Here is a 26,723-nt window from a genome sequence, read left to right as displayed (position 1 = left end):
TTTTCGTTTCGTGCCCCGCGCCTTACGAGATACGAAATAGATGATTTAGCTAATATGTAATGCCGCAAGATGAGTGAATTGCATGATGTGAGTGAGCGGCAGTTGTGAAGGCGTGTGAACGAATTGCTTAAGGAGGCACTTATGAATGGAATGCTTGACTTTTTGCTGAAGACTACCAATGTAGCTTCTACAGTGGCTTCGTCGGGACCAGAATTGCCTAATATTGGCGAATTTTTGCCTCCAGAGATTTTGTTCCAAGGCACACCATTTGCTATGAACCGCATTGTTTTAGTGCGCGTTCTTATGGCTGTAATCGTTATGATTATTTTTGGAATTGGTGCTGCTCGTGCGAAGTTAGTTCCAGGAAGATTCCAGAGTGTGCTTGAAATTCTAATGGACTTTGTGCGTTACAACATTGTTTACGAAATGATTGGCGAAGAACGTGGCAAGCGTTATGTGCCAATGATGTCTACATTGTTCATCACAATTTTCTTCTTTAATCTTTGTTCTGTGATTCCAGGATTAAATATGGCTGCAACCGCAACCATTACTGGTCCGCTTGTATTTGCTTTGTGGGTTGTGTGCCAATATCTTATTGCTGGCATTCGTGAAAAAGGCTTTTTGCGATTCTTCCGTGAAGCATTGTTCCCAGCGGGAGTGCCATGGCCGATTTACTTCATTCTTTCGCCATTGCAGCTCATAGAATTAATAATTGTGCGACCACTTTCGCTTACAATCCGTTTGTTTGCGAATATGATTGCTGGCCATTTGCTGGTGGCCACTTGCTTAGTATTCACCAATTTCTTCGTGGTGGATTCCAGCAATAAACTCCTTGCCTTAGGCGGCGTTTTGTGGCTGCTTGGTGGCATTCTGTTTACCTTATTCGAAATTATGGTAGCCGGTTTGCAGGCGTTTATTTTCACCGTGCTTGCTTCCGTCTACATTTCGGAAAGTTACCCTGAAGAGGAAGAAAAGTCTGCTGTTGCTGTTGCCTGATAGCATAGCTTAAATCTTCAGATTTTACCCATCTTAAGGGTTTATACTGGTTACTGTTTTAACAGAAAGGAAACCAATGAATAGTATCATCGCTCTCGCAGGCTTGGTCGGCAACCTTAGCATTCTTGGCTTTGCTGTCGCAACAATTTCTCCTGCACTTGGTATGGCAATAGTTGTTGCTAAAGCTATGGAATCCACTGCACGTCAGCCAGAAGTTGGCAACCGTCTTCAGTTGTTCATGTTCGTCGGCTTGGCATTTATCGAGGTTCTGGGCTTGCTCGGATTCGTTGCCTACATTATGGGAAAGTGAACCGAACGAAACAACTCGTTCCAGCACAAATATAAAAGTGTTGAAGGAATAGAAAGGACAAGCCATGGCACATGCATCTGAGAGTAATGGTTTGGCGTTGTTCTTGCCTGAGCCTTATGACTTAGTGTGGTCGTTAGTTGTTTTGGTAGTTCTTGCAGCGTTTTTCTACAAGTTCGTTATGCCTAAATTCCAGGCAATTCTTGATGAGCGTGCAGAAAAAATCGAAGGCGGAATGGCCAAAGCAGCGAACATGCAGCATGAAGCTGACGAATTAAAAAGTCAGATGGAAGAAGAGCTTGCTCAAGCTCAAGCTGATGCTGCAAAAACACGCGAAGAGGCTCGTACGGAAGCTTCAAAAATCATTGGCGAAGCTAGACAACGCGCTGAAAAGGATGCTGCAAAAATCATTAGTGAAGCGCAGCATTCCATTGAGGCTCAGCATAAGCATGCCATGTCCAGCCTCCAAGGAGAGGTGTCGGTTCTTGCAGCAGCGTTAGCTGGCAAGATTCTTGCATCCAAGTTGGATGACGATACCGTAAGCTCCAAAATTATTGATCATGTGATTGATGAAGTTGGAGAATCTAAAAATTCGGATCAAATCAAGTAAGTATTAATATACAAAATTTAATAATTGTAAAATAAAAAATAAATTTACGCTTTTATTTATTTTGTATTTATTGCATACTTCATTTTTACAGAAATGAGGAGGTAATAATGCCAGAAAAGGCATCGCGTGCAAACGATAGTTTGTCGCGTTCTTCTCTTGCGCAGGCCATCTCAGATGCGCACGATGAAGCGCAGCGCATCGCTGACGAGCTTTCGTCAATGATGGACATGATTGATCAGTATCCTGAGCTTTCTGATGCGATTACCGATCCGAATAGATCTTCGGAAGATAAGTCTCGCCTAATTGACGAGCTTATTGGAGGTAAAGCGCACCCTGTCGTATTGCGCATTATGCATTATCTAGTAGGAACGTGGCATGGTGGTGCTGAAAGCGGCAAAACCGGTAGCTTCGGCGGCGCTTGGTCAGGATTTGAGCGTGAAGCTGGCGAAACATTGGTCACTGTCACTACTGCTCAGCCTCTTACAGATAAGCAAATTAAGCGTTTGATTGAAATCTACAGCAATAAGTTGGGTCATCGTGCATACATTAACCCAATTGTGGATCCAAACGTGCTTGGTGGCATGCGTATACAGATTGGTGATCAAATAACCGATCGCACCATGTTGATGCAACTAAAGCAGTTGCAACGTTCTGCGCGCAATGGCGCTTGGACACAGGCAGTGAAGTAGTAAATTAAGGAGAATTATGGCGGAACTATCTATTGATCCCGCCCTGATACGCAAGGCGCTTGACGGGTTCGTTGACTCGTACAAGCCAACCGACATGCCAACGCAAGAAGTTGGCTATGTTGTTACGGCTGGTGACGGCATTGCGCACGTAGCTGGATTGTCCGGCTGCATGGCAAACGAGCTGCTCACATTCGAGAACGACACCTTGGGCCTTGCGTTCAACCTTGATGCACACGAAATCGGCGTAGTTATTCTCGGTGATTTCACTGGCATTGAGGAAGGGCAGGAAGTTTACCGCACTGGCGAAGTTTTGTCAGTGCCGGTTGGTGACGCTTATCTTGGTCGTACCGTTGATCCTTTGGGTAATCCAATCGATGGTTTGGGTGCGATTGAGTGCAGTGAGCGTCGTATTCTTGAAGCCCAGGCTCCAGACGTTATTCACCGTCATCCAGTTGACGAACCTTTGTCTACTGGTTTGAAGGCTATTGACGCAATGACCCCAATTGGTCGCGGCCAGCGTCAGTTAATTATTGGTGACCGCCAAACCGGTAAGACTGCAATCGCAATCGATACGATTATTAACCAGCGTACGAACTGGGAAAGTGGCGATCCAAAGAAGCAAGTTCGCTGCATTTATGTAGCAATCGGTCAGAAGGGCTCAACTATCGCAGCAGTGCGTCAGAGCCTTGAAGAAGCAGGCGCTATGAAGTACACCACAATTGTGGCAAGCCCAGCTTCTGATTCTGCAGGTTTTAAGTACATTGCTCCTTACACCGGTTCTGCAATCGGCCAGCACTGGATGTACAACGGCAAGCATGTGTTGATTGTTTTTGACGATTTGTCGAAGCAAGCAGAAGCATACCGTTCGATTTCTTTGCTTCTTCGTCGCCCACCTGGGCGTGAAGCTTACCCAGGCGACGTGTTCTACTTGCACTCTCGTCTGCTTGAACGTTGCGCTAAGCTTTCTGACGATTTGGGTGGCGGTTCTATGACTGGCCTTCCAATTATCGAAACTAAGGCAAACGACGTTTCTGCATACATTCCAACCAACGTGATTTCCATCACCGATGGTCAGATCTTCTTGCAGTCTGATTTGTTCAACGCAGGTCAGCGTCCAGCAGTAGATGTTGGTATTTCCGTGTCTCGTGTTGGTGGTGCTGCTCAGTCTAAGGCTTTGAAGAAAGTCTCCGGCATGTTGAAGATTTCTTTGGCTCGTTACAAGTCTTTGGAATCCTTCGCAATGTTTGCTTCCGATTTGGATGCTGCTTCAAAGGCTCAGCTTACGCGTGGCGCTCGTTTAACCGAGTTGCTTAAGCAGAAGCAGTTCTCTCCTCGCTCTATGGAGCAGGAAGTGGTTTCTGTGTGGGCTGGTACGCACGGCAAGCTTGACGATATTCCTGTGAAGGATGTTTTGCGATTTGAAAGCGAATTGTTGGATTATTTGGATAGTGGAACCGACATTTTGCAAGTAATTCGCGATACTGAAGACTTCACTAAGGAAACTGAAGCTAAGCTTGATGCGGCTATTGAAGATTTCCGTAGGACGTTTAAGACCTCTGCTGGCAAGCCTTTGATTGTAAAGGATTCATTGCCGCCGGCTGAAAATCCTGCTCCTGTTGAAAAGGAACAGCTTGTAGCTAAGCCAAAAACAGACGGTCGCGAGCCTGAGGGGAAGTAGCGTATGTCCTCCCAACTTGCATTGAAATCGAGAATTATTTCCACACAGTCTTTGGGTAAAATCTTTAAGGCTCAGGAAATGATTGCGTCTTCGCATATTGCTAAAGCGCGAGATATTGCGCTTAATGCTAAGCCTTATAGTGACGCAATTTTCGATGCCGTGCAGGCGTTGGTAGCTCATCACGAAGCAAATATCAAGCATCCTATTTTTGGTAAAGAACATGCCGGCAATCGCGTAGCAGTTCTAGCACTTACCTCTGATCGTGGCATGGCAGGTGCATTTACGTCTTCGATTATTCGTGAGACTGAAGCGCTTTTAGCTAAGCTTGATGCAGAAGGTAAGCACGCGGAACTGTACGTGTATGGTCGTCGTGGTGCAACTTACTATAAGTATCGCAATCGCGATGTGGCAGGTACTTGGGAAGGTTCTACTGATCATCCTGACGTTACTATTGCTGAAAAGATTTCCGATACTTTAATGGATGCTTATATGACGCCGGAAGCAGAAGGCGGAGTTTCGGAACTGTATATTGTGTTCACCGAATTTATCAATATGGTGAGGCAAAAAGTTCGTACGCTGCGCATGCTGCCAGTTGAGCTTGTTCCGTTGAAGGATGGTGAGGAGTTTGCTATGCACCGTCCTGATTACGAAGCAGCTTCTGGACCTTCAGCATCGTTGTCGTCTACTAGTGCAGTTTCGGCTCGTGAAGAAGCAGTAAGTCAAAGCAATCCAGACGCTGTTGAGTATTGCTTCGAGCCAAGTCCGGATGAAGTGCTGGATGCTGTTTTGCCGAAGTATATTCAGTCTCGTATTCACGAGTGCTTACTTACTTCTGCTGCTTCTGAAACAGCAAGTAGGCAGAACGCTATGCATACGGCTACAGATAACGCCCGCAATTTGGTGGATGATTTGACTAGAAAGCTTAATGCTTCACGTCAGGCATCTATCACTCAAGAACTTACCGAGATTATCGGCAGCGCTGATGCGCTGAATAATGAGGAGGATTAGGAGCATATGGCTGAAAATCAGACCACAGCGCCTCCAGAAGCTGAGCAGGAGGTCGATCCAACAGCTGGTCGCGTAACCCGCGTTCAGGGTTCCGTGATTGACGTTGAATTCCCGGTCGGCTATCTGCCGGATATTTACAATGCTCTCAAGGTCGATATCAATACCGTTGGTAATACGGAAGGCGATACCGTTCATGAGATTACGCTGGAAGTTGAGCAGCACCTTGGTGATTCAACCGTACGTGCAGTTGCGTTGAAGCCTACTGACGGCTTGGTTCGTGGTGCTTTAGTGCGAGATACCGGCGGTCCAATTTCCGTTCCTGTTGGCGATGTTACTAAGGGTCACGTTTTTGACGTTACCGGCAACATTTTGAATGCCAAGCCAGGCGAGAATATTGAAGTAACTGAGCGTTGGCCAATCCACCGCAACCCACCAGCTTTCGATCAGCTCGAGTCTAAGACTCAGATGTTCGAGACTGGCATTAAGGTTATCGATTTGCTTACCCCTTACGTTCAGGGCGGCAAGATTGGTCTGTTCGGTGGTGCAGGCGTTGGTAAAACAGTGTTGATTCAGGAAATGATTCAGCGCGTTGCACAGAACCACGGTGGTGTGTCTGTGTTTGCTGGCGTCGGCGAGCGTACCCGTGAAGGTAACGATTTGATTGGCGAAATGGCTGAAGCTGGCGTTTTGGAGAAAACGGCACTTGTCTTTGGCCAGATGGATGAGCCTCCTGGGACTCGTCTTCGCGTGCCTCTTACCGCTTTGACCATGGCTGAGTACTTCCGCGATGTGCAGAATCAGGATGTGTTGCTGTTTATTGACAACATCTTCCGCTTTACTCAGGCTGGTTCTGAGGTTTCCACGTTGCTGGGTCGAATGCCTTCTGCAGTGGGTTATCAGCCAAACTTGGCTGATGAAATGGGTGCGTTGCAGGAGCGTATTACTTCTACGCGCGGCCATTCCATTACGTCACTTCAGGCTATTTACGTTCCTGCAGATGATTACACCGATCCTGCTCCTGCAACAACCTTTACGCACTTGGATGCAACTACTGAGCTTTCTCGTGATATTGCAGCTAAGGGTATTTACCCAGCTGTGGATCCTTTGGCTTCTACTTCTAGAATTTTGGATCCGCGTTACGTTGGACAGGCTCATTACGATTGCGCAAACCGTGTGAAGGCTATTTTGCAGCGCAACAAGGAGCTTCAGGATATCATCGCTTTGATTGGTATTGATGAACTTGGTGAGGAAGATAAGACCACTGTGAGCCGCGCTCGTAAGATTGAGCAGTTCCTTGGCCAGAACTTCTATGTGGCTGAAAAGTTCACAGGTCGTCCAGGTTCTTACGTGCCAGCAGACGAAACCATCGAAGCATTCACTCGTATTTGCGATGGTGTTTACGATGAAATTCCTGAGCAGGCATTCTCCGGCATTGGTGGCATTGACGATCTTGAGCGTCGTTGGCACGATATGCAGCAAGAGTTTGGTGCGTGATTATGGCAGAGAAGCAAGTAAAATCGCTGCACGTTAGTGTGGTGGCAGCCAGGCATCCTGTGTGGGAAGGCGATGCTAAGTTTGTGGTTATTCCTTCTGTGAATGGCGCGATGGGTGTGCTTCCTGGGCATGAGGCTGTGCTTGCGTTAATTGATCACGGTTTCGTGAAGGTTGACGATTTGAAGGGTGTGCGTCACGTTTTTAAAGTGACGGACGGCTTCTTCTCTGTTGACGATGATCACATCACGATTGCTGTTGAACACAGTTGTAACGTTGATAAAGACGGCAACGTGTTGCCTAACGCAAAAGTGATTTAGGGTTTGCTTTTATTGCTTACGTAAGTTTTATTGCTTTTGTGAGTTTTATAAACTTGCGCAAGTTAAGTAATCTCTTATTAAGGCAGGAGTTTGGGGTATCCTCAAGCTCCTGCCTTTTTGTTTTTATTTCGCGCGTAAAGAAAATAGATCTCAGAGGCGAAACACTGTTACTAACTCAGCTAACGAACTGAGAAAGTAACGGTGATAAGCAAAACACTGTTAAAAACTCAGTCAGCCTACTGAGAAAGTAACGTTCACAAACTAAACGGCGTGTTTGCTTCGAGCAGCCATTGCGCTATGTCTATTACGCGTATTCCGTCAATGTCATAAGAATCGTGACGCGTATTTGCAAGCAGGATTTTAGGGTAAGAGTCTTTTATTGCTTTTAGCGGCGAGAGTTCGCGCGCCAACGTTGTATCATCACTAATGTTGTCTGAAACTTGAATATAAAGCTTTTCGCTCGCTTTTACTGCTACAAAATCTACTTCTTTTTGGTAAAGTTTACCAACGTAAATTGAGTATCCTCTTCGCATAAGCTCAAGTGCTACAATATTTTCGTACGCTCTTCCGTAATCCATATTTCGCGTTCCTAGAATTGCGTAGCGTAGTGCGGTATCTGCTAAATAGTATTTTTCGTTTGTTTCTAAGTATTTTTTGCCGCGAATATCGTAACGTTTTACTTTATAAAACATGAACGCATTGCATAAATATTTTAGATAATTACCAACAGTTATGTGAGTTGTTTCAATCTGATTCTTTTTAAGTATTGAGCTTACATTGTTTGCGGTTGTGAGATTTGCAATATTATCCATTAAAAATTCGCATATTGAGTCAAGAAGTGACACTTCTGATATTGCGTATTTGTCTACTAAATCGCGTTTAACAAGAGTTGTATACACGTTTTTTATGTACGCTTTTGCATCGTCTTGGTTAGCGTAAACATATGAGCCGGCGAGTCCACCCTGTTGTAAATACTTTTGCAGAGCATCGTTAAAGTTGCTTGTTATTTCAAAGTATTCGCAATATTCTGCAAAACTAAACGGAAATACTGGTATTTCAACAAATCTCCCACTAAACAGTGTTGCAAGATCCGAGCTAAGTAAGAATGCGTTGGATCCCGTTAAGTAAATATCGTATTTATTGCTATTGTGAAGACTATTAATCGCAAGCTCAAATTTTGGGCACAATTGCACTTCGTCAATCATAAGAACGTTGTAAGCGCCTGGTATATAACGGCTTTCGACGTATTCAAAAAGGCTTTTGTAATTTTTCAGATTTTCATAATTTAGGTTATTAAAGTCGATGCTGATTATGTTAAGTTGCTGATTATTTAGGTTATTTTGTTGTTGTAGTGTGTTTGGAAGTTGCGCATGCTTTGCTGACGCGTAAAGTTTGCTACTTTGATTACTGTAGGTGTTTTCTAAATGCGTGCGGTAAGCGCGCAACAACTCCGATTTTCCGCTGCGCCGAATACCGGTAATGATTTTTATATCTGGGGTGTCCTTAAGTCGCTTTAGGCGATTTAGGTAATCTGTTCTCTCGATGAGTTTCATTTCAATCGCCTTTCGTCTTCAGAATAATAGTATTTTTCACTTTTGAAAGCGGATACGTATTTTCACTTTCAAAACTTTAATTTTATTTTACTTTTGAAAGTATTATATCATTTTCACTTTCAAAACTGTAATATTTTTTCACTTTTGAAAGTGGAGGCGTCTGTTTGCGTTCGCGCTAATGCTCTTTTCTTTTTGCTTAAGTTTTGCTTATCTTTACTTTTGAGTACGCAAAATCGCAAAATATGCTGTAATTAAAATGCATTGCGAATAGTAAAATAGTTGATAGTTGTTTTTGATTTGGGTGCGGTGCTGGCAGGGAGTAGGAATGATTGATAAAGAAACGCAACGTAGACGTGAAGAAAATTTGGGTCTTGCAATAGCTTCAGGCAGACTTGAAGGCAATTCGCCTTCAAAAGAGTTTCTTTATGACGCAAATCAATATGCTAAAGGTTTTATAACCAGTGACGAATTTGTTGCTAGAATGCGCTCTAGGTATGGTGTAATGGATTAACTTACTCGGATTGCGTTAGTGCTATGGAAACAGTTTTTGACCCATATCTTATTCCTCATACGCGAGTGCTGAAGAACAAGTCTAATATAAATAATCAGATTGAATTAGATAAATATGAGAACGATGCTGTTCTCACAAGGTGCTCTATTTTGTACGAACACTTGCCTCATGCTGAAGGAACTGTTAAGCAATTGCAGTGGATTCATCATTATCTTTTTCAGGATGTTTACGATTGGGCTGGTCAGATTCGCACTATTGACATGACTAAAGGCGGCGGCGAGCCGTTTCATCCGCTTGAATACATGGGCGTTGGGATTCGTTATTGTGAGCAAACGCTTAAAAATGATAATTTATTGCAAGGTTTATCTATTGATGAATTTATTAGTAAGCTAAGCGTAAATTACAATAATTTTAATGTTTTACATCCGTTTCGTGAGGGCAATGGTAGAACGCAACGTGTTTTTTGGGATATAGTTGCGCGAGATGCTGGGTACCATTTTGATTGGGGATTAATAACTCAGCTCGTTAATGACAAGGCTTCAATCCAGGCTAAAGATGCTAACGATACGAAGCTTCTTGAGGATATGTTCCGCATTATTACAAAGCCTTTGCAAGTTGATCTTTTGGCTCAGCAGCAGTTTGCGCATCTTGTTGAAGAAGAATATGAATACGCGCCGAATGTGGCTAGCGTTTTGCAAGATAAGGATTATGCTGCGTATAAAACTCGTTATGGAATAGATTGATTAGAGCTTTCTTTCTCGCGTTTGCTTGCTTGCGTTTGTGCGCAACTTAAATTTCTAAAAACCAAAAGTTTAAGTTATCAATAACCTAAACTTACGAAAAATAAAAGTTTAGGTCATCAATAACCTAAACTTGTAAAAAATCGAAGTTTGACTCATAATATTCATAGGATTATAAAATTCATGAAATTTGTGGCCACACAATCAGCATTGGTACTGTTTTGCTAATCGCTGAACTTGTTAAAGCGGAGTCGAGGTTTATTATGGTAAATTCGCAAAATCAGTTACTTGAAAGCGATAATATGCCAATGCGTGGCAATCGCTCTGCAATAGTCGGCAAAAGTATTAAAAATCGCGATATTTACCTTAATCAGCTTATAACTTTCAAAGATACTGAACCTGTAAAAGTGGTGACGGGCATTCGTCGCTGTGGTAAGTCAACTCTGCTTAAACTTATGCAATCTTACCTTCTTAATTCCGGAGTTGAGCAGAATCAAATTATCTCTATAAACTTTGAGTCGCTCGAGTTTCAAGATATGAGTTACAAAGACTTATACAATTACGTTAAAAGCAAGATTGAGTCTACTAAGATTGAGTCTTCTGGTGTTAAGTCTCCTAGAAAAACGTATCTTTTCTTTGATGAGCTGCAACGTATAGATCGTTGGGAAGATGCAATTAACTCGTTTCGCGTAGATTTTGATTGCGATATTTACATAACTGGATCCAACGCATACCTGCTTTCTTCGGAGTACTCAACGTACTTGTCTGGGCGGTATGTGGAAGTGAAAATGTATCCGCTTTCGTTCAAAGAGTTTGTTGATTTTCAGGATTATTCTATTGAAGAATATAAGTCTCCGCTCGGCGATTTGAAAAAAAGAGCAGTTAGTGCGAATGGCAGTAGTGTAGAGCTTGATGACTTGTTTGTAGCTTATATGCGTTACGGTGGTATGCCTGCAATTTGTGATATTGCCCTAGAATCAGGCTTTAATCAGAGTATAGCAATGACTTTGTTGGACGGAATTTATTCCACTGTAGTAGTTCGCGATATACTCGAGCGCGAGAAGCGCCGCGGGCAAAGGCAGATTACAGACGCCGACCTTCTTAGAAAAATCATTATGTTTTTGGCAGATAATATTGGAAACAATACGTCATTAAATTCTGTGTGTAATACGCTTTCTTCGGAAAAGTTGCTTGATTCTGCGGATAGCGATTCTCGTGGCTTGCGCGCACGCGGCGCTAAGCCTGCTACTCAAACTATATCCGCTTATGTTGGTGCGTTAAAAGAATCTTACATGTTTTACGATGTTAAACGTTTCGATATTAAAGGTAAGGATTATTTACGCACTCTTGGCAAGTATTACATTGTTGATATTGGGTTGCGCAATTATTTGCTTGGGTTTAGGGACAGAGATAGAGGGCACGCGCTAGAGAACGTTGTTTTCTTTGAGCTTTTAAGGCGAGGATACGATGTTGCTGTTGGCAAAATAGATAATTTGGAAGTGGATTTTGTTGCTACTTCTGCTTGCGAAAAGCTTTATATTCAAGTAACTGAAAGTATGATGGATGAGTCTGTGCGCGAGCGCGAGTTAAAGCCGCTTCGTAAGATTCAGAATAATTACGAAAAGCTGGTTATTACTTTGAGTAAGGCTTTAGACGATGATTATGACGGTATTCGCGTTGAAAGCATTGTTGATTGGTTGCTTAAGTAGAAGATAGCCCTTAAGGTTTCGTAGTTTTAAGGGCTTTCGCTCGCGTTTGCTTGTTTGCGTTTGCTTGCTCGCGTTCGCGAGAGAAGGCCCCTTTCTTTTTTCTTATAGTTTTGCGAATCTTTACATTTGTGTGCATAAAATCGCAATTATCTTTACTTTTTATTGTTGTTATGTGCAAATAAGTAAAGATTTAGATATAACATAGCGCTTATCTTTGGAATAATATACGCCGAAACGAGTGGCGTTATGTTGATGTTGCCAGCGCTGCTGATTTTTCTATAGTGCGTTTTTGTGAAAATGTCGGTATAGACGAATGTTTTTTGTGTGCTATGCCTTCATTTTGTGAAAATGTCGGTATAGATGAATGTTTTTTGTGCGCTATGCCTTCATTTTGCCAAAATGTCGGTATAGAATAGATTTTTACGTTAGTTAAGCAATCATTTTGTGATAAATGCGTTATTTGCGTATATGTAAAATAGCGCAAGCAAAATATTGCAAGACATTACTACAAAATCTTCAATAATGTAAACGCAATAATGTAAATGGAGTCGCATTATGGATTACAAAACAATACGCAAAACAGTTGCGATGTCTAAAAGTAATGCAAAACCTTGCGATATTGCGGAAAAAGAATATCTATTGCGCATTGATAATCCTGCAACGTATCGTTCTGGAATCATATTTGACGCGCATGAGATTTTTGCAATGTGCGTAACGGATCTTGTGACGCACATGAATGATATTGCGAATACTGAAAAAGCGGTTGAAAAAGCGTGGAGCAGGTTGCCGCGGTTTGCTCAACGCGAGTATTTAATGCAACTTATTGCAAAAGAAGTGCAAAATACCAACATTATTGAGGGTGTTCACAGCACTAGAAAAGAGCTTTCCAAAGCACTTGATGCTGCTAGCGAGCAGAATAAGCATACGCGTTTTAGTGAATTTACTAAGCTTTTTCTTGAGCTTGCAGATTCTAAAGAAAAGTCTGTTGCGGAGTCTGTTGCGGATTTGAATGTAAAGTCAGTCGAAAAGTCGCCTGTAAAGTCAGTTGCAGATTCCAATGAGAGTAGCACTTCAATTCCACAAACCTTGCAAGATATACGAAAAATCTACAACAGCATTATGCAAGGCGAATTAGAATCAGGCGATATTCCAGATGGCGAGATTTTTAGGAGTGGAAAAGTAAGTATTCGTGATGCTGCAAATAATGTAGTGCACGATGGCGATTCAACGGAAGTGGAAATTCAAGATCATTTAACGCAGATGTTGAGTTTGATGAATAGTGCCGAAGTTCCAACGCTTATTAAAGCGTGCATGTGTCATTATGCTTTTGAGAGCGTGCACCCGTTTTACGATGGAAACGGCAGAACTGGGCGGTTTTTGCTTGCTTTGCAATTGCACGAGCAGCTTTCGATGCCAACAATTTTGAGCTTAAGTTCTGTAATTTACGCAGAAAAATCTGGATACTATGCCGCTTTTTCCAAATCGCAAGAACTGTTTAATTGCAATGATTTAACTATGTTTTGCTGCACAATGTTGCAATATATTAAAAAAGCACAGAACGAAGTCTTAAACAATATTATTTTGCAATTAAAACAGATTATTTACTGCATGGGTAAGCTATTAGAGTTCTCCAAGAAAACAGCGATTTCTAAAGTGCAGTACGAGGTTATGACTATTTTGTTGCAAAATAAGCTTTTTTCGTATAATCCAACTCCAATGACTCGCAAGCAATTAAGCGAATACGTTGGCAATGCAATTGATGAGAAGATTGGTGAGAGAAAGATTGTGAGTGCGCTTAACGGTTTGATTGAGCTTGGAATGATTGACTCGGTGGGCGAACGTCCTCTTCGGTATGAGCTTTCTAAAAAAGCGAATGAAATGTTTGCGTGAGGCAAATGATGTTCGGGAATGTTGTTGCGATTGAGCGCGCGCTTGGCACGGGGATTATTATTTCCAGCAGCAAACCGATTCCTCAGTGCGTTGAACAGCGGATTCGCGCTTTTGTTGAAGAGTATGAGTGTACTCTTTCGCGCTTTCGTGCAGATTCGCTAGTTTCGCGCATGGCTTGTGCGAAGGCTGGCGGCGATTTTGAGTTTCCATCGTGGGCTCAGCCGCTTTTTGCAATTTATGACGAGTTTTATGCTGCAACGCACGGAGCTTTCGATGCGTGCGTTGGCGCGGATTTACTTGCGCTTGGATACGATAATTCTGTGAAATTTATTCCTGAATTGGCAGATAATGCGAGCGAGAATAGTGGCAGTGCCAGTGCCAGTGCCAGTTGGAACAAATATCATCGCGCTTTGCCAGTTACGTGGTCAGATATTTCGCGAGCTGACGGTAGCACAATGCTCCACACAAGTCATTCAGTACAGCTTGATTTTGGTGCGGCTGGAAAGGGCTATTTTGTAGATCTCGTGGCGCAGATTATTAAAGATGAGCTTGGTGGAGAGACGCCTGCGAATAGTGATTTTCCTGCGGATTTTGATTTTTTGGTAAACGCCGGTGGTGATATGCGCGCTTGCTTTAGCGAAGAAAATAGCCGAATAAAAGTTGCACTAGAAAATCCTTTTGACACAACGCAAGCTGTAGGTGTGGCATCAATTGCAAACGGCGCGTTGTGTGCTTCATCTACTGCAAGAAGGCGCTGGAAAGTATGTGCTAGTTCTTCAGACGCTAATGCTTTTGAATCCGATGCTTTTGAATCTAATTTAATTGCAACTCACTTAATTAACGCTTTATACGGCGTTCCTTCGCAAAAACTCGCTGCAAGCTGGACTTACGTTCCTGCTAAAACTTGCGTTTTTCCAACTGCTTACGCCGATGCGCTCGCAACTGCGCTTTTTATTTCACAAGAAAGCGATTTGCAAAAAATAGTGCAAACTACAAGCGCTGAGTTTGCTGTAATCTCGCCAAATCATGCGCTTCGCAAAACGGCCGCCTTCCCAGCGCACTTTTTTGCCGAATAATCACAGAAAAAAGATTGATAATTATCGTTATCAATATCATTTTTGCAATATTTGCGTGTTTTTTGCGCTTAACTATATCAATCTACTTAATATGTCGATATTATGTACCTGTGGGGCCTTTGATGGCAAGTTTTAGTTGGGAGTGCTCGATCGGGGTAGAGCACATTGAGAAGTAGAAGTGTAAGAATACGCGAGGAGATGTTATGCGCGCGTGTGTAAAAGTGCGCCGAATTGTTCGTGATTCGGCTGCACTGATGCTGGCTGTGTGCATGTTATTGAGTTTCGTTATAAGCTCGTTTGCTATAACTACGCCAGCTTTCGCAACAGATGCAGATCGTTCTTATGCTAGCTGGTCTGCCGTTTCCAAAGCAATAGATGACGAATTTCAACAAGGCCAAACGGAATACAATAACGGTAATAATTCCGGTGCTGCAACTAGATTCCAAGCAGCTTACAATTCCGTTTACGTTGCTTCGAACATGATTACTGTTGTGCGAGATACCTTTGGTCAGAACAAAGTTCAGTCGCAACAAGACCAATTCCAGCAGCTGCAAACGCTTGTGTATCAACAAAATCAAGGATCACAAATAAGCGCTGTGTCGAAAGCTCTTTCGGCAGACGTTTCGCAAACTGCAGCTCAGCTCGACTCAAACTCAAAAATAGATAAGCCGAATATTTACGCGCAAAAACTTCGTGCGCAAATCAAATCAGAACGCAAAAAGCTCGACGCTGCAAAAAAGAAAAATCTTGGACGCAATGGCCGCACATGGAGCCAAGTTGCGCGAGAAATGAACGTTATTCTCGACAAATCCGTTGCAACCTACAAATCCGCAAAAGGAAACAAGTCGCAAGTTGCAACAGCAGTTGATTTAATCAACGAAGCCTACTACCAGTATTACGAAAAGCTCGGCTTCGAAAAGAACGTAATGAACGCAATAAGCGGAAGCCGCGTTTCAACAGTCGAATATCAATTCAAAGAGTGCCGACAAGCAATGAACAACGGCCAAACAATTGAGCAAGTTAAGAAGTTCGTAACGGATCTTAAAGCAATGCTTATTGAAGACTCGGCGAAATTAGACAAAGGCGCATCTTCAAACGCAAATCCGTTTATGCAGTTTATAACAAGCTCTTTTGGACAGGCTTTTGTAATTTTGCTTCGCGAAGGCTTGGAAGCTCTGCTTGTTGTTGCAGCAATTATTGCGTACCTGATTAAATCCGGTCACAAAAACATGGTTAAGTACATTTACTTGGGACTTGTGGCAGGTGTTGTGGCTTCGTTGATTGTTGCAGCTCTGTTTGGCTTACTTTTCAACGGTTCTGGGCCTCAGCAAGAGATTACAGAAGGCGTGGTTGCGCTGTTTGCAATGCTTATGCTTTTGTACACAAGCAACTGGATGATTTCGCGTTCTTCCGTACAAGCATGGAATAAGTATATTAGCAATCAGACTACTGCTGCTGTGTCTAAAGGCAGCTTGATTTCGCTCGCTCTGCTTAGCTTCCTTGCGGTGTTTAGAGAAGGCGCGGAAACTGTAATCTTCTACCAGGCTATTTTTGCTGTTTCGAACGGAGCTGCCTCCATGATTTGGGGCGGTTTCGTTTCTGCGGCTGCGGTTTTGGTAGTTATATTCTTGCTTATTCGCTTTGCTTCTGTTCGCATACCAATTCGCCCATTCTTTACTGGCACAAGTGCTCTTATGTCGGTGCTTGTGGTGATTTTTGCCGGCGGCGGCGTGCACGCTCTTATTGAGGGCGATGCGCTTGCAGGTATGTATATTCAAGGCTTGCCAACTAACGATTGGCTTGGATTCTATCCGTACGTGGAAACAATTGTGGCTCAAATTTTGGCTGCGATTGTTGTGATTTCGCTACTTTGCGTTTCTATTGCGCGAAGCCGTGGGAAGCGCGCGATAGAAAGTAAATAGACAAAATAATAAATAAATAACAAATAAATAAATAAATAACAAATAAATAAATAACAAATAAATAAATAACAAATAAATAAATAACAAATAAATAAACAACAGATAGATAGCTAACAATAAATATAAAAATAACTAAATAGCTAACTAACTAATTTAATAATTTAATAATTTAATAATTTAATAAATAATTTAATAATAAAAATAACTAATCAATCAAAAGAAAAAAGGTTAGATATGAAGAATAATAAGATGATGGCACTTGCTGCTTTGGCTCTCGCAGGTATTCTTGCGCTTGCCGGCTGCGGTTCTAACGGAAATGCTGCAAAGTCTGCTTCTAAGTCACAAGCAACAGAGCAGAAGGCCGATGACAAGTCTGATGACAAGGGCGGCGATAAGGGCTTTGAAGAGGTGCCAGTTGGCCCTCACCAGGATCAAAACATTGGACCTCTTACTATCGGCGCCGTGTACTTCCAGCCAGTGGACATGGTTCCAGCTGGCATGGGTTTGAAGGCGAGCGAAGCTAGCTTCCACCTTGAAGCCGATATTCACGCAAACAAGGAAGGCACCAAGCTTGGCTACGGCAAGGGCGAGTTCATTCCAGATTTGACTGTGAACTATGAGATTGTTGATAAGGCAAGTGGCGAATCCGTTGGCAAGGGTACTTTCATGCAGATGAACGCTTCCGACGGTCCTCACTACGGTGCAAACGTTAAGCTCGACAAGGCTGGCAACTACAAGCTCGTGCTTTCTGTCGAATCCCCAGAAAAGAAGGGTTGGATGCTTCACGTTGATCCTGCTACAGGCGTAACCGGCCGCTTCTGGACTGAGCCAATCAAGGCTACTTTCGACGACTGGAAGTACACTCCTCGCCAGTGGTAGTAATAGCTAGTAATAATTAGTAATAGTTAGAAATAGCTAGTAATTGTAATAGCTAGTAATTATTAGTAATTATTAGTAATTATTGAATAATAGATTGTAACTAATAGCAAAGGAGGGAGTCATGCTCAGACTGTTCGTAGCAGTACTTCCTGGGCTGCTCCCTCTTACGCTACTTACAATGGGCTTAAGCGCTTCTCTTACTGTTGGTGAGGGGCGCGATAAGCCGCTGAGTGCGCGCTGGAGACTGTACGGATTGTCGTTTGGCACAGTCGCTGCACTTATTTTTGCAATTCTTCGCGCAAGCGTAGTAATTAATCAACGCAACTTTATTAATATGCCGGCGCTGTGCGTTGCAGTTCCTTTTGATATTGCAGCAATTGCGGTTGTAATTCGTTCTCGTAAAACTGTTGAAAACTGGCGCGAACATCCACTTTTAATGCACATAAGCAACGCAATTGGCGCGTGTGCGCTAGCGCTTACCGTATTTTATGCGCTTCCAGACGTTATTTTACAGCTTACGATTTTTGTAGATTCAAGCACGCCTCCTTTTACTTCCGACATGCTACTTCGTGCGCTTGGATTCGTAATTGGTGTTATTGCAGCAATTTGCTTAAGTCTTATGGTGCGCTCTTTGCGAGCCACGTCTAACGCGATTTCCTTCAAAATTGCGATTGTGCTAAGCATGATTATTCTGCTTGTGCAGCACATAACTTCACTTTTGCAGATTATGCAAGGAAGCATTCTGCTTTATATTGACGACTTTTCTTTCAGCGTGCTTGTTTGGCTGATTAACAATAATCCGCTGATGATTATGGCGCAAATTAGCGTATTTTTGATTCCTGCAGTTTCGTCTCTCATAATCGGCTTTAAAACGGCAGTAGTTGGAGAAAATGCTGCAGAAATTCGCACGAAGCGAGCTTTTAAGCGGAAATCTCGAAAGTCTGCGCTCGCAGCACTTTTGGCTGCTGTTACCGTAATACTTACGCTTACTGCAGGCGTATCTATTATGAATATTAAGCCAACTCTTACTCCTCCAGAACCGTACGAATTGCACGATGGTGTGGCAACTATCAACTTTGTGCAAATTTCAGACGGCCATCTTCATCGCTTCCAATACAAAGCAAAAGACGGCACTGTTATGCGCTTTATAATCATTAAAAAGAATGGTGGAGCGTACGGCGTTGGCTTGGATGCTTGCGAAAACTGCGGTGATGCAGGCTACTACGAAAAAGACGGTAAGATTATTTGCCGCAAATGCGACGTAGCAATTAACTTAGCAACTATTGGATTTAAAGGTGGTTGCAATCCGATTCCGTTCCCGTATAAGGCTGGGCATGGCAAAATCACAATTCATACTGCTGATTTAGACGTGCTTAGTTCGCACTTTAAGTAAGGAGCAACGCAAATGTTTATGATGCGCATGGTTGCTCGATCTCTTGTGCGACAAATAAAAAAGCGTCTGCTGATTGCGCTTGTAGTGTGCTTAAGCGCGTGCGTAAGCGTTGCTATGCTTAGCGTTGTGTACGACGTTGGAGACAAGATTAACGCCGAGCTTAGTTCGTACGGTTCGAATATTGTTGTTCAGCCAAAATCTAGCGCTGTGGTGAATGATTTGTATGCGTCTCGCGAACAAACTAATTCCTCCGCTTTGCATAGTTTAGCAATTGCCGAAAGCCAAGAGTCTACTGCTTTTTTGAAGGAATCGGATGCTGCGAAAATTAAAATGATTTTCTGGGCGTTCAATATTACGAATTTTGCGCCGAAAATAACTGTTCACGCAAATTTTGAAGCGAATTCTTCTACTAAAACTGTGGTACCTATTGTTGGAACTTGGTTTAATCGCAAGCTTGCGCTGGCTTCTGGTGAAACAACTGTTGTTGGCGTTCAAGGTTTGCGTTCGTGGTGGAAGATTCGCTCAGGTCGTTGGGCAAAAGATAATCAATCCGAGGCAATGGTAGGTTCGCAGCTAGCTGAGCGATTGCACTTAAAACTTGGTCAGCGTTTGCGTTTGCTTCGTGACGGGCGCGAGGTTTCGTTGCGCTTGGTTGGAGTATATGATTCTGGCGACGACGATAATAACGCAATTTACGCAAGCTCTAGCGATGCTCAAAATCTTGCAAATAAGCCGAATATGACTGATTTGATTGAGGTAAAAGCGCTTACAACTCCGGAAAATGATTTGGCTCGTAAAGCTGCTAAAAATCCGGCAGCTCTAAGCCAGGAAGAGTGGGAGACTTGGTATTGCACTGCTTACCCGAGTTCGATTACTTACCAAATTGAGGAGGTAATTCCGGGAGCTGTTGCAAAGCAGGTTCGTCAAGTTGCGGCGTTGCAGGGTAACGTATTAAATAAGACGCGTGCTGTTATGGTTTTGATGACTGCATTGAGTTTGATTGCTGCTGCTGTTGCTGTGGCGAATCTTATGGCTGCTTCAATTTCGGAGCGTTCTGGTGAGCTTGCCTTGCTTAAGGCTTTGGGTGCGCGAGATGGTGCTGTTGCTCGTCTTATGCTTATGGAAACTGCGGTTATTGCGTTTGCGGGAGCGTTGTTTGGCATGGTTTTGGGATTTGCAATGGCGCAGATTATTGGTTTTACGGTGTTTGGATCCGCGATTTTGTTCCGCCCAATGGTGTTTGTGCTTGTGTTTGTGCTGCTTGCGCTGACTGTGCTTGCGGCTGCAGGCTCGTCGATTCGTTCGATTCTGAGTGTGCGTCCTGCGGAGGTGCTTCATGGCAGGTAGATCTTATATTACGTCGAATAACACGATGTTTATTACCATGCTGTTTAGCGCGGTATTTCGCCGTAAATCGCGCGCTGTAATGGCTGTTATTGCAACGCTTGTTGGCGCTGCTACGCTGTTTTGCTTAGCTGCAATCTGCCTTGTTGTGCCTCAACAGATGAGTGACGAAATGCGCGCGTACGGAGCGAATATTATCGTAACTCCTTTGGAAGGCGAGTGGAAAAACGGTATTGATCGCGCAATGGTTTTGCACACAAACGATATGGTTCTTGCAAAAGGTGCTATGCGATCTGCTACATATCGTTACGAAAACGTGCGTATTAACGCAGCTCCGTATGTTTTAGCAGGAATAGACGTTCGTTCAGTAAAGTCGCTTAATAAACATTGGAATGTGGATGGCGACTGGCCTAGCGGCGGAAATGTTATGGTTGGTCGAGATGTTGCTTCTGCGATGGGCTTAAAAATAGGCTCTCGTATTGCGATTGCGTATAGATCTTCGGATAATACTGACGGCTCGCATAAGCCGGCAGAAAAGTCTGAAAGTAAGTCTGAAAGTAAGTCTGAAAGTAAGTCTGCAAATCAGTCCGCAAATAAATCTGCAGATCAGTCTTCGCAAAAATCTTCTCAGCAAAAGCTTGTTGAAGGCCGCGTCTCAACGGATATTATGGATACTCACGGCACAACTTTCCGCGTTTGTGGCATTTTGGATACTGGTGGCGCGGAAGATTCCATGCTTTATGCTCTTAATGCGGATGTGAATATTCTTACTGGCGTTAAGCGCGGAGCAGATGTAATTGCTTACTCGTCTTCTGCACCTAGCGTTGATGCGGTTGTGCGAAGTATTAACGATATGACTTCTATGCGCGTGCGCGCTCAGCAAGTTACTAAAGTTACTGCAGCAGATACCGGTATTGTTACAATGCTTCGCAGCCTGTTTTGGATTGTGTCGCTTGTTGTTTTGGTGCTGATGATGGTTGGTGTGAGCACTACGATTTCTTCGATTGTGCAGCAGCGTCGAAACGAAATTGGTTTGCGCAAAGCTTTGGGTGCAAGTGCCAAGAGTATTGGCGTGGAATTTACCGCGGAAGCTGGGCTATACGGTTTCGTTGGTGGCATTGCCGGTACAGCAGTAGGGTATGTGTTTGCACGCCTGCTTGCAACGATGGTGTTCTCTAGAGATTTGGGTGTGAATTGGTGGCTTGTTGCGTTTTCTGTGGCGTTTAGCATTATTGCGTCTTGCGTTGCTGCGTTGCCGCCTGTTCTGCGCGCTTCGAAAATTGACCCTGCGATTGTGCTTCGAGAAGAATAGTTTTAAGCGTAAATTTAGAGATTATTTAAGATTTGAGTTAAGGATTTGAGTTAAGGATTTAATATGACAGAGAATGTAGAAAATAAGACGGAAAGCGCGGAGTCTAATCCGAAAATGCTTTTGACTTTGGATCATATTTCCAAGATTTACGGCTCTCTTCGCGCGGTTGACGATTTGTCGCTTACTGTGCCAGAAGGCGAGTGGCTTTCTATTGTTGGCTCCAGTGGCTCTGGCAAAACAACACTCATGAACATTATTGGCTGCATGGATTCGCCGTCCAAGGGTTCCGTGTCTTTGCAAGGACGCAAACTTGAGGATTTGAACGCCGGTCAGCTTGCTGACGTTCGTAAAAACGTAATCGGCTTAGTTTTTCAAAAGTTTTATCTTGTGCCGCATTTAACTGCCGTTGAAAATGTGATGGTTGCGCAATACTATCATTCGGTTGTTGACGAAGCTCAAGCAATGGATGCTTTGGATCGCGTGGGTTTGAAGGATCGCGCTCACCATTTGCCAAGCCAGCTTTCTGGCGGCGAGCAGCAGCGTGTATGCGTTGCTCGTGCGCTTATTAACTGCCCTAAATTGCTTCTTGCAGATGAGCCTACAGGTAATTTGGATGAAAAAAATGAGCAGATTGTGCTCGACTTGTTTAAGCAGCTGCACAATCAAGGCACTACGATTATTGTTGTAACCCACGATTCTTTGGTAGCTCAGTGTGCGGATCGCGAAATTATGCTTAATCACGGTGTGCTCGTTGGTGAGCGTTGGAATAATGAGGATGCGCGCAAAGAATACGAGGCGATTGGTGGCAAGCCTGCGTTTACGAGTGCTCACGTTGATGAAAGTGTTGCGGAAGCTTTGCAAGACCATGAGCCTACTAAGTCGCCTAAATTAGCGAATTTAGATGATTAGTTTTTAGATGATTAGTTGCGCGAAGTTTTAAAATATACAAGATTTAAAGGCGATGATTTTATGGTTTTGGATAATATGTTTCACGATGTTTTACGTTGCAATAATTTGCGTGATGATTTGAAGTCTAAAAAAGTTGCAAAAACCGTTGCTACACTTGCGATTGTAGCCGCGTCGTCCGCTATGTTTTCTGCTTGTGGTGAGCCAAGCGCTGTGCCGATGAACGATGAGTTCGCTGGTAATTCCGGTCAGAGCGCTGATGATGGCGGTAATCCTTCTGGAAAGTACGATGCTGGCGCTCAACAATCTAAGTCTTCTGCGCAAATTGAGGATTCTGGAGATTCGCAAGATTCTAAAAACCAGCAGAATCAGCCTAAAACAGACACCGGCAATTATAAAGATGGCGATTATAAAATCAAAGCTACATATGGCCCTGTTGCAGAAGATAGTATTGAAGTAAATTTAAGCGTTGCAAATGGAAATATTAGCAGTGTGCAAATAACATCTCATCCGTTTACGCCGATTTCCAAGGGCCATATGGATGCATTCTCAAAGGCTATCCCTGGAAAAATCGTTGGAAAACCGCTAAAAGATTTGCATATTTCGGTTGTTGCTGGAGCAAGTTGGACTAGCGACGCCTTCAACAAAGCGCTTGATGTTGCTCGCCAAGAGGCTTCAATCGCATCCGCGCAATAATCTTAACTACCTTAATCTTTGACTTCAAGAATAGTGCCTTCGTCGCGAATCATCGCTGCTGCCATAGCTCCAGTTGCTGCCATAAATGGAATAATCGCATTTCTGTATTCGTTCATGAACTGTGCAAAATCATGATTCCAAGATATAAGCGCAACGTACAAAAGAAGGAATTCGATTGATGTAAATATTGCCCACTTAAGAATCCAAATAAGCGTTTTTTTAATAAGTTTTATAGAGTCCTTGCTCATGAGTTGTTCCCTTCCAATTTGCTGTTTTGTTTGTGAGCATTGTAGCTAATTCGCGTACACTGCCTATCGTTCGTATGTATTTCTAGTATAAATGCCGCAAGTCTTCGAGCAATATTATGTACTCAGAACTTAGTACTCAATATTGCGCGGAAAATGTTGGTAATTAGACTTAAAGCAACGCACAAATATGTTGTGCAAATACGTTACAAATACAAGGAGATACAAACATGAGTAGCGCAAATATGGGTAGTGTAAGCATGAGTGATTTTGGCATAAACTCTTGGCAGCCAGAAGATAACGTAAACAAAATAGGAAACGTTAGTGAAAATGGCATTAATCAAATTCAAAAGCAGAAAGATAAACTTGCGGAAAATAGTAGCGAAGAGCTTTCACAAGATGAAATTGATGAATTAGCTAAGCAATTAGAAGAATTCTTTACAAAATATATTGTGCTAGAAAATGGCTCTTTTGTTGTAAAAGAGGATGCTATTATTGCAGACGGTTATGGCGATCACGTAGAATATTTTCGCAATGCTGCAAAAGGATTAAATCTTTCAATGGAAGATCAACAATAAGCCTTAAATCCTTAAATCCTTAAAGCCTTAAATCTTTAAAAATCGCTTTCGTCAATAGGGTGACCTTGTGGTCGCTTTATTACTCGCCACAAGATCACCAATGTTAAGACGCCATTTGCAATTCCGTAGTAATAAATCCAAGGAACGTGAATAAGTCCACAAATAAAGCATGAAATAATATTTATTAAATTATTTGAGTAATTGTTGAGTATTTGCTTATTTTGTGATTCGACTTTTTTGCGCTCTCGCTCAAGAGTAATTATGTAATCTTTGTTGTTCTCTGTATTCTCAACGTCACTACTTGTGCTGTTAGCGCCCGCGCCATCAATCTTAGATATATTATTTTCTATATACGCATTTTTTCCTTTAATAACGATTTTTCGCAAGAAAAAATATGCATAAGAATACAATGCAACAGAAAGAAGTCCTGGAACAAGCCACAAAACGAAAAAGCCAAAACTACGCATAAAGGCAGCTGTTGAGGCAAGCGCCATCGCAGCTACTTCTGCGGAGTGCAATACTACTAATCGTTTTGTCATATAATCCTGCTGCAATCTTTATTGAAAATGAATTTTCAGCGCAACCAAAAGCTGCATATTGTTACTTATTATAAGCACATATGATTTACGCGCAGTACTTGTAATCATTTTTTACTACACAATTTGCCCTACTTTGCGCGCGTTTATAAAGTAGAATATAAGAAAAGTAGCGTGTGATTGCAAGAAAGCCATTATGCCAAAAACGTATGCAATAGTAGATAACGACCAACTAGTTTTAGCGGTTATGCGAAACGTGCTCAGCAAGCTTTTGCCGAGTGAGTACGTGTGCAAATGGTGCGTAAAATCTGGAACGCAAGCTTTGAAATATTGCCAAGTGGCAAAAACTACTCCGGATTATATTTTGATTGATATGTCAATGAAAGACATGTCTGGAGTAGACGTAATACGCGCAATTCGCGAGAAAAACAACAGCATTATTTTAATTGGTATGACTTCTTACGATTGTAGATCCTACGCTTCGATGGTTTCGCAAGTTGGCGGACAAGCGATGGTTGCTAAAGACAATTTCAAAGGATTGGCAGAAGCTTTGCAATATTGCGATAATAAGAACGTGTATGGCTGCCGTTGCGTTAAAGACGTTGCGTACGATTTTGCTACTCCGCAAGAATCTTTTATTAGGCTTTCTAAATCAAGGTCGCGCAGCGTTTTGCCGCCGCAAGAACTAAAAATCATGGATCTGCTCGCTAAAGGCTACACGACGAATCAGATTGCGGCTCAACTTGGTCTTATGCCAAACACTGTAAACACGCATATTCATAGGATTTACAAAAAATTGCATGTTTCTAATCGCGTGCAAGCAATATCCGCATTTGCTGCAATGCAAAATCGTAAGCAAGATAGCAATATGCAATATTTCAATGATTTTCCGCAGGAACGTCCGAATCTTTCTCAAGAAACGGATAGCGCATGTTAATGAAAACATTTTCGCGCGTTATTGAGTTGGTTAAAAGCTGGAAAATTCAGCGAACTTTATTCATAATATTGGCAATTCTCGTAGTGTCAATGGATGTGCAATCGTGCAATACAGCTGGGTTGTGGCATAATCCATTACAATCTGCGTGTCAATACGTTTGGATGTTTGCAATATTTCTTTTGATTGCTTTTCCTCGTCAAATATCACTCGTAACTCCGATTTTGTATTGCGTAACGTTAGCAGTACCAGGCGTAAATGCAACTTGCGTGCTTTTTGCGCTGATTGCTAGCATGTTTGTTGCAGGCTTTTACGATTCGTGGAAGTATTTGCTTTGTGCGTACATAGTTTCGCTGAATATTATGTACTTTGCAAAATTAGAGTACATTCCTCTTACTTTTCCTTGTTTTATTCTTATTTCCATGATTTGCGGTTACGCTTTGCGCAAGTATTTGAACATGTTGGAAGAAAATAATCGCGCAAAAATGGATATTGTTCGGAGCAAGTTCCAGTCTTATATTGCGTCGGTTGCGTTGCAATTGCATGACGATGTGAACAATGAGATTACGGATATTACGCTACTTGCAACTGATGCTTTATATGCTGAGAACAATGAACATACAAAAGAATCGTTAGAGCAGATTGTTGAACATTCGCGTAACGCGCTTTCCAAAGCGAGACTTGTTATCAGTCTGCTTGAGCAAGCTGAGCATAAGTATGATGATTCTTTAGATTCGAATATTTCTAGCACGCAGTTTGTTTATGGTTCTAATAGCAATGATCGCATAAGTTTGACTGATTTCTTATGCAATATTCGTGCGCGCTTACAAGCTGAACGGCAAATTTGTGAGCAGCTTGGGTACTATGGCTCTCTAACAGTGGTTGATAAAAGTTCGGGGAGTGGTGATTTTACTGCATCTGCAACTGTTAGTACTGAAAAGGCTCAATGTGCGATTAGCATGTGCAGTGAGTTGCTTACTAATATTCGCAAGCATTGCAATACTAGCGTTGATTTTTCTATGAATGTTACGGTTGATGAGCGCGAATGCAGAATAATGTGCATGAATTCGATTTCGACGTTGAATAAGTTTGGCGAAAGGCTCGTTTTTGGCAAAGGGCTACTGTTCCACAAAAAATCCGTGGAACGTTTAGGTGGATCTTTAAGCGCTCAAAAAGATGATGACACTTGGCTGGTCAATGTTGTTATTCCGCTAAACTAGCAGCGCTCAAATCATGCGTTATCGTGGCAAGAATCGCAAAATTAGCAAAAATCGCAAATCTAGCAAAAACTGTCACGATAACTCCATGTTCTCATACGCCACGTAAATATATCTTTATTATTTTGGCGACAAAGCGGCAATTTTGGCGACATAAAAATGTCGCTTTGTGCCATATCTCTC

26 protein-coding genes are annotated in these 26,723 nt (G+C 42.6%); 23 read left to right on the top strand and 3 right to left on the bottom strand.

The window, feature by feature from the left end; all coding sequences use genetic code 11:
- The first annotated feature begins 141 nt into the window (after positions 1-141).
- The 8 genes from atpB (at position 142) to ACTJLE_RS00095 (ending at position 7,099) form a co-directional block, all read left to right on the top strand.
- Entirely contained in the window at positions 142-996 is an 855-nt protein-coding gene (gene atpB, locus ACTJLE_RS00130) for a F0F1 ATP synthase subunit A (RefSeq protein ID WP_481266914.1), read from the top strand.
- A gap of 76 nt (positions 997-1,072) precedes the next feature.
- Positions 1,073-1,306, top strand: a complete 234-nt coding sequence (gene atpE / locus ACTJLE_RS00125) for an ATP synthase F0 subunit C (protein ID WP_481266913.1) — start codon at positions 1,073-1,075, stop codon at positions 1,304-1,306.
- Between the two features lie 64 nt (positions 1,307-1,370).
- Positions 1,371-1,913 (top strand): F0F1 ATP synthase subunit B, encoded by a 543-nt coding sequence (locus tag ACTJLE_RS00120; RefSeq protein ID WP_481266912.1) that lies wholly within the window; start codon positions 1,371-1,373, stop codon positions 1,911-1,913.
- Positions 1,914-2,020: 107 nt separating this feature from the next.
- Positions 2,021-2,602: a F0F1 ATP synthase subunit delta gene (locus tag ACTJLE_RS00115; protein ID WP_415700863.1), complete on the top strand. Its 582-nt coding sequence runs from the start codon at positions 2,021-2,023 to the stop codon at positions 2,600-2,602.
- Positions 2,603-2,618: 16 nt separating this feature from the next.
- Positions 2,619-4,280 (top strand): F0F1 ATP synthase subunit alpha, encoded by a 1,662-nt coding sequence (gene atpA, locus ACTJLE_RS00110; protein ID WP_481266911.1) that lies wholly within the window; start codon positions 2,619-2,621, stop codon positions 4,278-4,280.
- A gap of 3 nt (positions 4,281-4,283) precedes the next feature.
- A complete protein-coding gene (locus tag ACTJLE_RS00105; protein WP_119487069.1) occupies positions 4,284-5,288 on the top strand; it encodes a F0F1 ATP synthase subunit gamma in 1,005 nt (334 codons plus the stop codon).
- Between the two features lie 6 nt (positions 5,289-5,294).
- Complete coding sequence (gene atpD, locus ACTJLE_RS00100; protein WP_479691512.1) at positions 5,295-6,782, top strand: F0F1 ATP synthase subunit beta; 1,488 nt, start codon at positions 5,295-5,297, stop codon at positions 6,780-6,782.
- A 2-nt stretch (positions 6,783-6,784) separates the two neighbouring features.
- Positions 6,785-7,099 (top strand): F0F1 ATP synthase subunit epsilon, encoded by a 315-nt coding sequence (locus ACTJLE_RS00095; protein WP_119487071.1) that lies wholly within the window; start codon positions 6,785-6,787, stop codon positions 7,097-7,099.
- Positions 7,100-7,353: 254 nt separating this feature from the next.
- Here the strand turns inward: ACTJLE_RS00095 and ACTJLE_RS00090 are convergent, their stop codons facing one another.
- Positions 7,354-8,652: an ATP-binding protein gene (locus tag ACTJLE_RS00090; RefSeq protein ID WP_481266910.1), complete on the bottom strand. Its 1,299-nt coding sequence runs from the start codon at positions 8,650-8,652 to the stop codon at positions 7,354-7,356.
- 325 nt (positions 8,653-8,977) lie between these two features.
- Here ACTJLE_RS00090 and ACTJLE_RS00085 point away from each other — a divergent pair, with 325 nt between their 5' ends.
- From ACTJLE_RS00085 to ACTJLE_RS00030, 12 genes are all read left to right on the top strand, one after another.
- Positions 8,978-9,163: an antitoxin VbhA family protein gene (locus tag ACTJLE_RS00085; protein ID WP_481266909.1), complete on the top strand. Its 186-nt coding sequence runs from the start codon at positions 8,978-8,980 to the stop codon at positions 9,161-9,163.
- Positions 9,164-9,186: 23 nt separating this feature from the next.
- Positions 9,187-9,906 carry a Fic/DOC family protein gene (locus ACTJLE_RS00080; RefSeq protein WP_481266908.1) on the top strand — a complete coding sequence of 240 codons (720 nt, stop codon included), beginning with the start codon at positions 9,187-9,189 and terminating at the stop codon, positions 9,904-9,906.
- 260 nt (positions 9,907-10,166) lie between these two features.
- The gene (locus ACTJLE_RS00075; protein ID WP_481266907.1) at positions 10,167-11,612 is read left to right on the top strand and encodes an ATP-binding protein; all 1,446 of its coding nucleotides are present in this window, start codon (positions 10,167-10,169) and stop codon (positions 11,610-11,612) included.
- Between the two features lie 555 nt (positions 11,613-12,167).
- Entirely contained in the window at positions 12,168-13,502 is a 1,335-nt protein-coding gene (locus tag ACTJLE_RS00070; RefSeq protein ID WP_481266906.1) for a Fic family protein, read from the top strand.
- Positions 13,503-13,510: 8 nt separating this feature from the next.
- Positions 13,511-14,578, top strand: a complete 1,068-nt coding sequence (locus ACTJLE_RS00065) for an FAD:protein FMN transferase (protein ID WP_481267087.1) — start codon at positions 13,511-13,513, stop codon at positions 14,576-14,578.
- A 203-nt stretch (positions 14,579-14,781) separates the two neighbouring features.
- Positions 14,782-16,500 carry an FTR1 family iron permease gene (locus ACTJLE_RS00060; protein ID WP_481266905.1) on the top strand — a complete coding sequence of 573 codons (1,719 nt, stop codon included), beginning with the start codon at positions 14,782-14,784 and terminating at the stop codon, positions 16,498-16,500.
- A 234-nt stretch (positions 16,501-16,734) separates the two neighbouring features.
- Positions 16,735-17,379 carry an iron transporter gene (locus tag ACTJLE_RS00055; RefSeq protein WP_481266904.1) on the top strand — a complete coding sequence of 215 codons (645 nt, stop codon included), beginning with the start codon at positions 16,735-16,737 and terminating at the stop codon, positions 17,377-17,379.
- A 121-nt stretch (positions 17,380-17,500) separates the two neighbouring features.
- A complete protein-coding gene (locus ACTJLE_RS00050; RefSeq protein ID WP_481266903.1) occupies positions 17,501-18,772 on the top strand; it encodes a Fe-S-containing protein in 1,272 nt (423 codons plus the stop codon).
- Between the two features lie 12 nt (positions 18,773-18,784).
- Positions 18,785-20,119, top strand: a complete 1,335-nt coding sequence (locus ACTJLE_RS00045; RefSeq protein ID WP_481266902.1) for an ABC transporter permease — start codon at positions 18,785-18,787, stop codon at positions 20,117-20,119.
- Positions 20,109-21,428, top strand: coding sequence for an ABC transporter permease (locus ACTJLE_RS00040; RefSeq protein WP_481266901.1), 1,320 nt, complete (start codon positions 20,109-20,111; stop codon positions 21,426-21,428). The genes ACTJLE_RS00045 and ACTJLE_RS00040 overlap by 11 nt, the downstream gene beginning before the upstream one ends.
- A gap of 63 nt (positions 21,429-21,491) precedes the next feature.
- A complete protein-coding gene (locus tag ACTJLE_RS00035) occupies positions 21,492-22,337 on the top strand; it encodes an ABC transporter ATP-binding protein (RefSeq protein WP_481266900.1) in 846 nt (281 codons plus the stop codon).
- 60 nt (positions 22,338-22,397) lie between these two features.
- Positions 22,398-23,030, top strand: coding sequence for an FMN-binding protein (locus ACTJLE_RS00030; RefSeq protein ID WP_481266899.1), 633 nt, complete (start codon positions 22,398-22,400; stop codon positions 23,028-23,030).
- 11 nt (positions 23,031-23,041) lie between these two features.
- Here the strand turns inward: ACTJLE_RS00030 and ACTJLE_RS00025 are convergent, their stop codons facing one another.
- Positions 23,042-23,278, bottom strand: a complete 237-nt coding sequence (locus tag ACTJLE_RS00025; protein WP_479691514.1) for a hypothetical protein — start codon at positions 23,276-23,278, stop codon at positions 23,042-23,044.
- 227 nt (positions 23,279-23,505) lie between these two features.
- On the opposite strand from ACTJLE_RS00025, the gene ACTJLE_RS00020 reads away from it, so the two are divergent.
- A complete protein-coding gene (locus ACTJLE_RS00020; protein ID WP_481266898.1) occupies positions 23,506-23,853 on the top strand; it encodes a hypothetical protein in 348 nt (115 codons plus the stop codon).
- A 35-nt stretch (positions 23,854-23,888) separates the two neighbouring features.
- On the opposite strand, the gene ACTJLE_RS00015 is transcribed toward ACTJLE_RS00020, so the two are convergent.
- Positions 23,889-24,392, bottom strand: coding sequence for a hypothetical protein (locus tag ACTJLE_RS00015; protein ID WP_481266897.1), 504 nt, complete (start codon positions 24,390-24,392; stop codon positions 23,889-23,891).
- 193 nt (positions 24,393-24,585) lie between these two features.
- On the opposite strand from ACTJLE_RS00015, the gene ACTJLE_RS00010 reads away from it, so the two are divergent.
- Together ACTJLE_RS00010 and ACTJLE_RS00005 are read left to right on the top strand one after the other, a co-directional pair.
- Positions 24,586-25,326, top strand: coding sequence for a LuxR C-terminal-related transcriptional regulator (locus ACTJLE_RS00010; protein ID WP_481266896.1), 741 nt, complete (start codon positions 24,586-24,588; stop codon positions 25,324-25,326).
- Entirely contained in the window at positions 25,320-26,543 is a 1,224-nt protein-coding gene (locus tag ACTJLE_RS00005) for a histidine kinase dimerization/phosphoacceptor domain-containing protein (RefSeq protein WP_481266895.1), read from the top strand. Before ACTJLE_RS00010 ends, ACTJLE_RS00005 begins: the two co-directional genes overlap by 7 nt.
- Positions 26,544-26,723: the final 180 nt, after the last annotated feature.

It is taken from the genome of Gardnerella sp. CCPDSM (genome assembly GCF_056754715.1).
This window is presented reverse-complemented; position numbering and strand designations above follow the sequence as displayed.

Bases quoted from the DNA above. Each gene is read 5' to 3' on its own strand.
- atpB (WP_481266914.1), top strand. From the start codon at position 142: ATGAATGGAATGCTTGACTTTTTGCTGAAGACTACCAATGTAGCTTCT.
- atpE (WP_481266913.1), top strand. From the start codon at position 1,073: ATGAATAGTATCATCGCTCTCGCAGGCTTGGTCGGCAACCTTAGCATT.
- ACTJLE_RS00120 (WP_481266912.1), top strand. From the start codon at position 1,371: ATGGCACATGCATCTGAGAGTAATGGTTTGGCGTTGTTCTTGCCTGAG.
- ACTJLE_RS00115 (WP_415700863.1), top strand. From the start codon at position 2,021: ATGCCAGAAAAGGCATCGCGTGCAAACGATAGTTTGTCGCGTTCTTCT.
- atpA (WP_481266911.1), top strand. From the start codon at position 2,619: ATGGCGGAACTATCTATTGATCCCGCCCTGATACGCAAGGCGCTTGAC.
- ACTJLE_RS00105 (WP_119487069.1), top strand. From the start codon at position 4,284: ATGTCCTCCCAACTTGCATTGAAATCGAGAATTATTTCCACACAGTCT.
- atpD (WP_479691512.1), top strand. From the start codon at position 5,295: ATGGCTGAAAATCAGACCACAGCGCCTCCAGAAGCTGAGCAGGAGGTC.
- ACTJLE_RS00095 (WP_119487071.1), top strand. From the start codon at position 6,785: ATGGCAGAGAAGCAAGTAAAATCGCTGCACGTTAGTGTGGTGGCAGCC.
- ACTJLE_RS00090 (WP_481266910.1), bottom strand. From the start codon at position 8,652: ATGAAACTCATCGAGAGAACAGATTACCTAAATCGCCTAAAGCGACTT.
- ACTJLE_RS00085 (WP_481266909.1), top strand. From the start codon at position 8,978: ATGATTGATAAAGAAACGCAACGTAGACGTGAAGAAAATTTGGGTCTT.
- ACTJLE_RS00080 (WP_481266908.1), top strand. From the start codon at position 9,187: ATGGAAACAGTTTTTGACCCATATCTTATTCCTCATACGCGAGTGCTG.
- ACTJLE_RS00075 (WP_481266907.1), top strand. From the start codon at position 10,167: ATGGTAAATTCGCAAAATCAGTTACTTGAAAGCGATAATATGCCAATG.
- ACTJLE_RS00070 (WP_481266906.1), top strand. From the start codon at position 12,168: ATGGATTACAAAACAATACGCAAAACAGTTGCGATGTCTAAAAGTAAT.
- ACTJLE_RS00065 (WP_481267087.1), top strand. From the start codon at position 13,511: ATGTTCGGGAATGTTGTTGCGATTGAGCGCGCGCTTGGCACGGGGATT.
- ACTJLE_RS00060 (WP_481266905.1), top strand. From the start codon at position 14,782: ATGCGCGCGTGTGTAAAAGTGCGCCGAATTGTTCGTGATTCGGCTGCA.
- ACTJLE_RS00055 (WP_481266904.1), top strand. From the start codon at position 16,735: ATGAAGAATAATAAGATGATGGCACTTGCTGCTTTGGCTCTCGCAGGT.
- ACTJLE_RS00050 (WP_481266903.1), top strand. From the start codon at position 17,501: ATGCTCAGACTGTTCGTAGCAGTACTTCCTGGGCTGCTCCCTCTTACG.
- ACTJLE_RS00045 (WP_481266902.1), top strand. From the start codon at position 18,785: ATGTTTATGATGCGCATGGTTGCTCGATCTCTTGTGCGACAAATAAAA.
- ACTJLE_RS00040 (WP_481266901.1), top strand. From the start codon at position 20,109: ATGGCAGGTAGATCTTATATTACGTCGAATAACACGATGTTTATTACC.
- ACTJLE_RS00035 (WP_481266900.1), top strand. From the start codon at position 21,492: ATGACAGAGAATGTAGAAAATAAGACGGAAAGCGCGGAGTCTAATCCG.
- ACTJLE_RS00030 (WP_481266899.1), top strand. From the start codon at position 22,398: ATGGTTTTGGATAATATGTTTCACGATGTTTTACGTTGCAATAATTTG.
- ACTJLE_RS00025 (WP_479691514.1), bottom strand. From the start codon at position 23,278: ATGAGCAAGGACTCTATAAAACTTATTAAAAAAACGCTTATTTGGATT.
- ACTJLE_RS00020 (WP_481266898.1), top strand. From the start codon at position 23,506: ATGAGTAGCGCAAATATGGGTAGTGTAAGCATGAGTGATTTTGGCATA.
- ACTJLE_RS00015 (WP_481266897.1), bottom strand. From the start codon at position 24,392: ATGACAAAACGATTAGTAGTATTGCACTCCGCAGAAGTAGCTGCGATG.
- ACTJLE_RS00010 (WP_481266896.1), top strand. From the start codon at position 24,586: ATGCCAAAAACGTATGCAATAGTAGATAACGACCAACTAGTTTTAGCG.
- ACTJLE_RS00005 (WP_481266895.1), top strand. From the start codon at position 25,320: ATGTTAATGAAAACATTTTCGCGCGTTATTGAGTTGGTTAAAAGCTGG.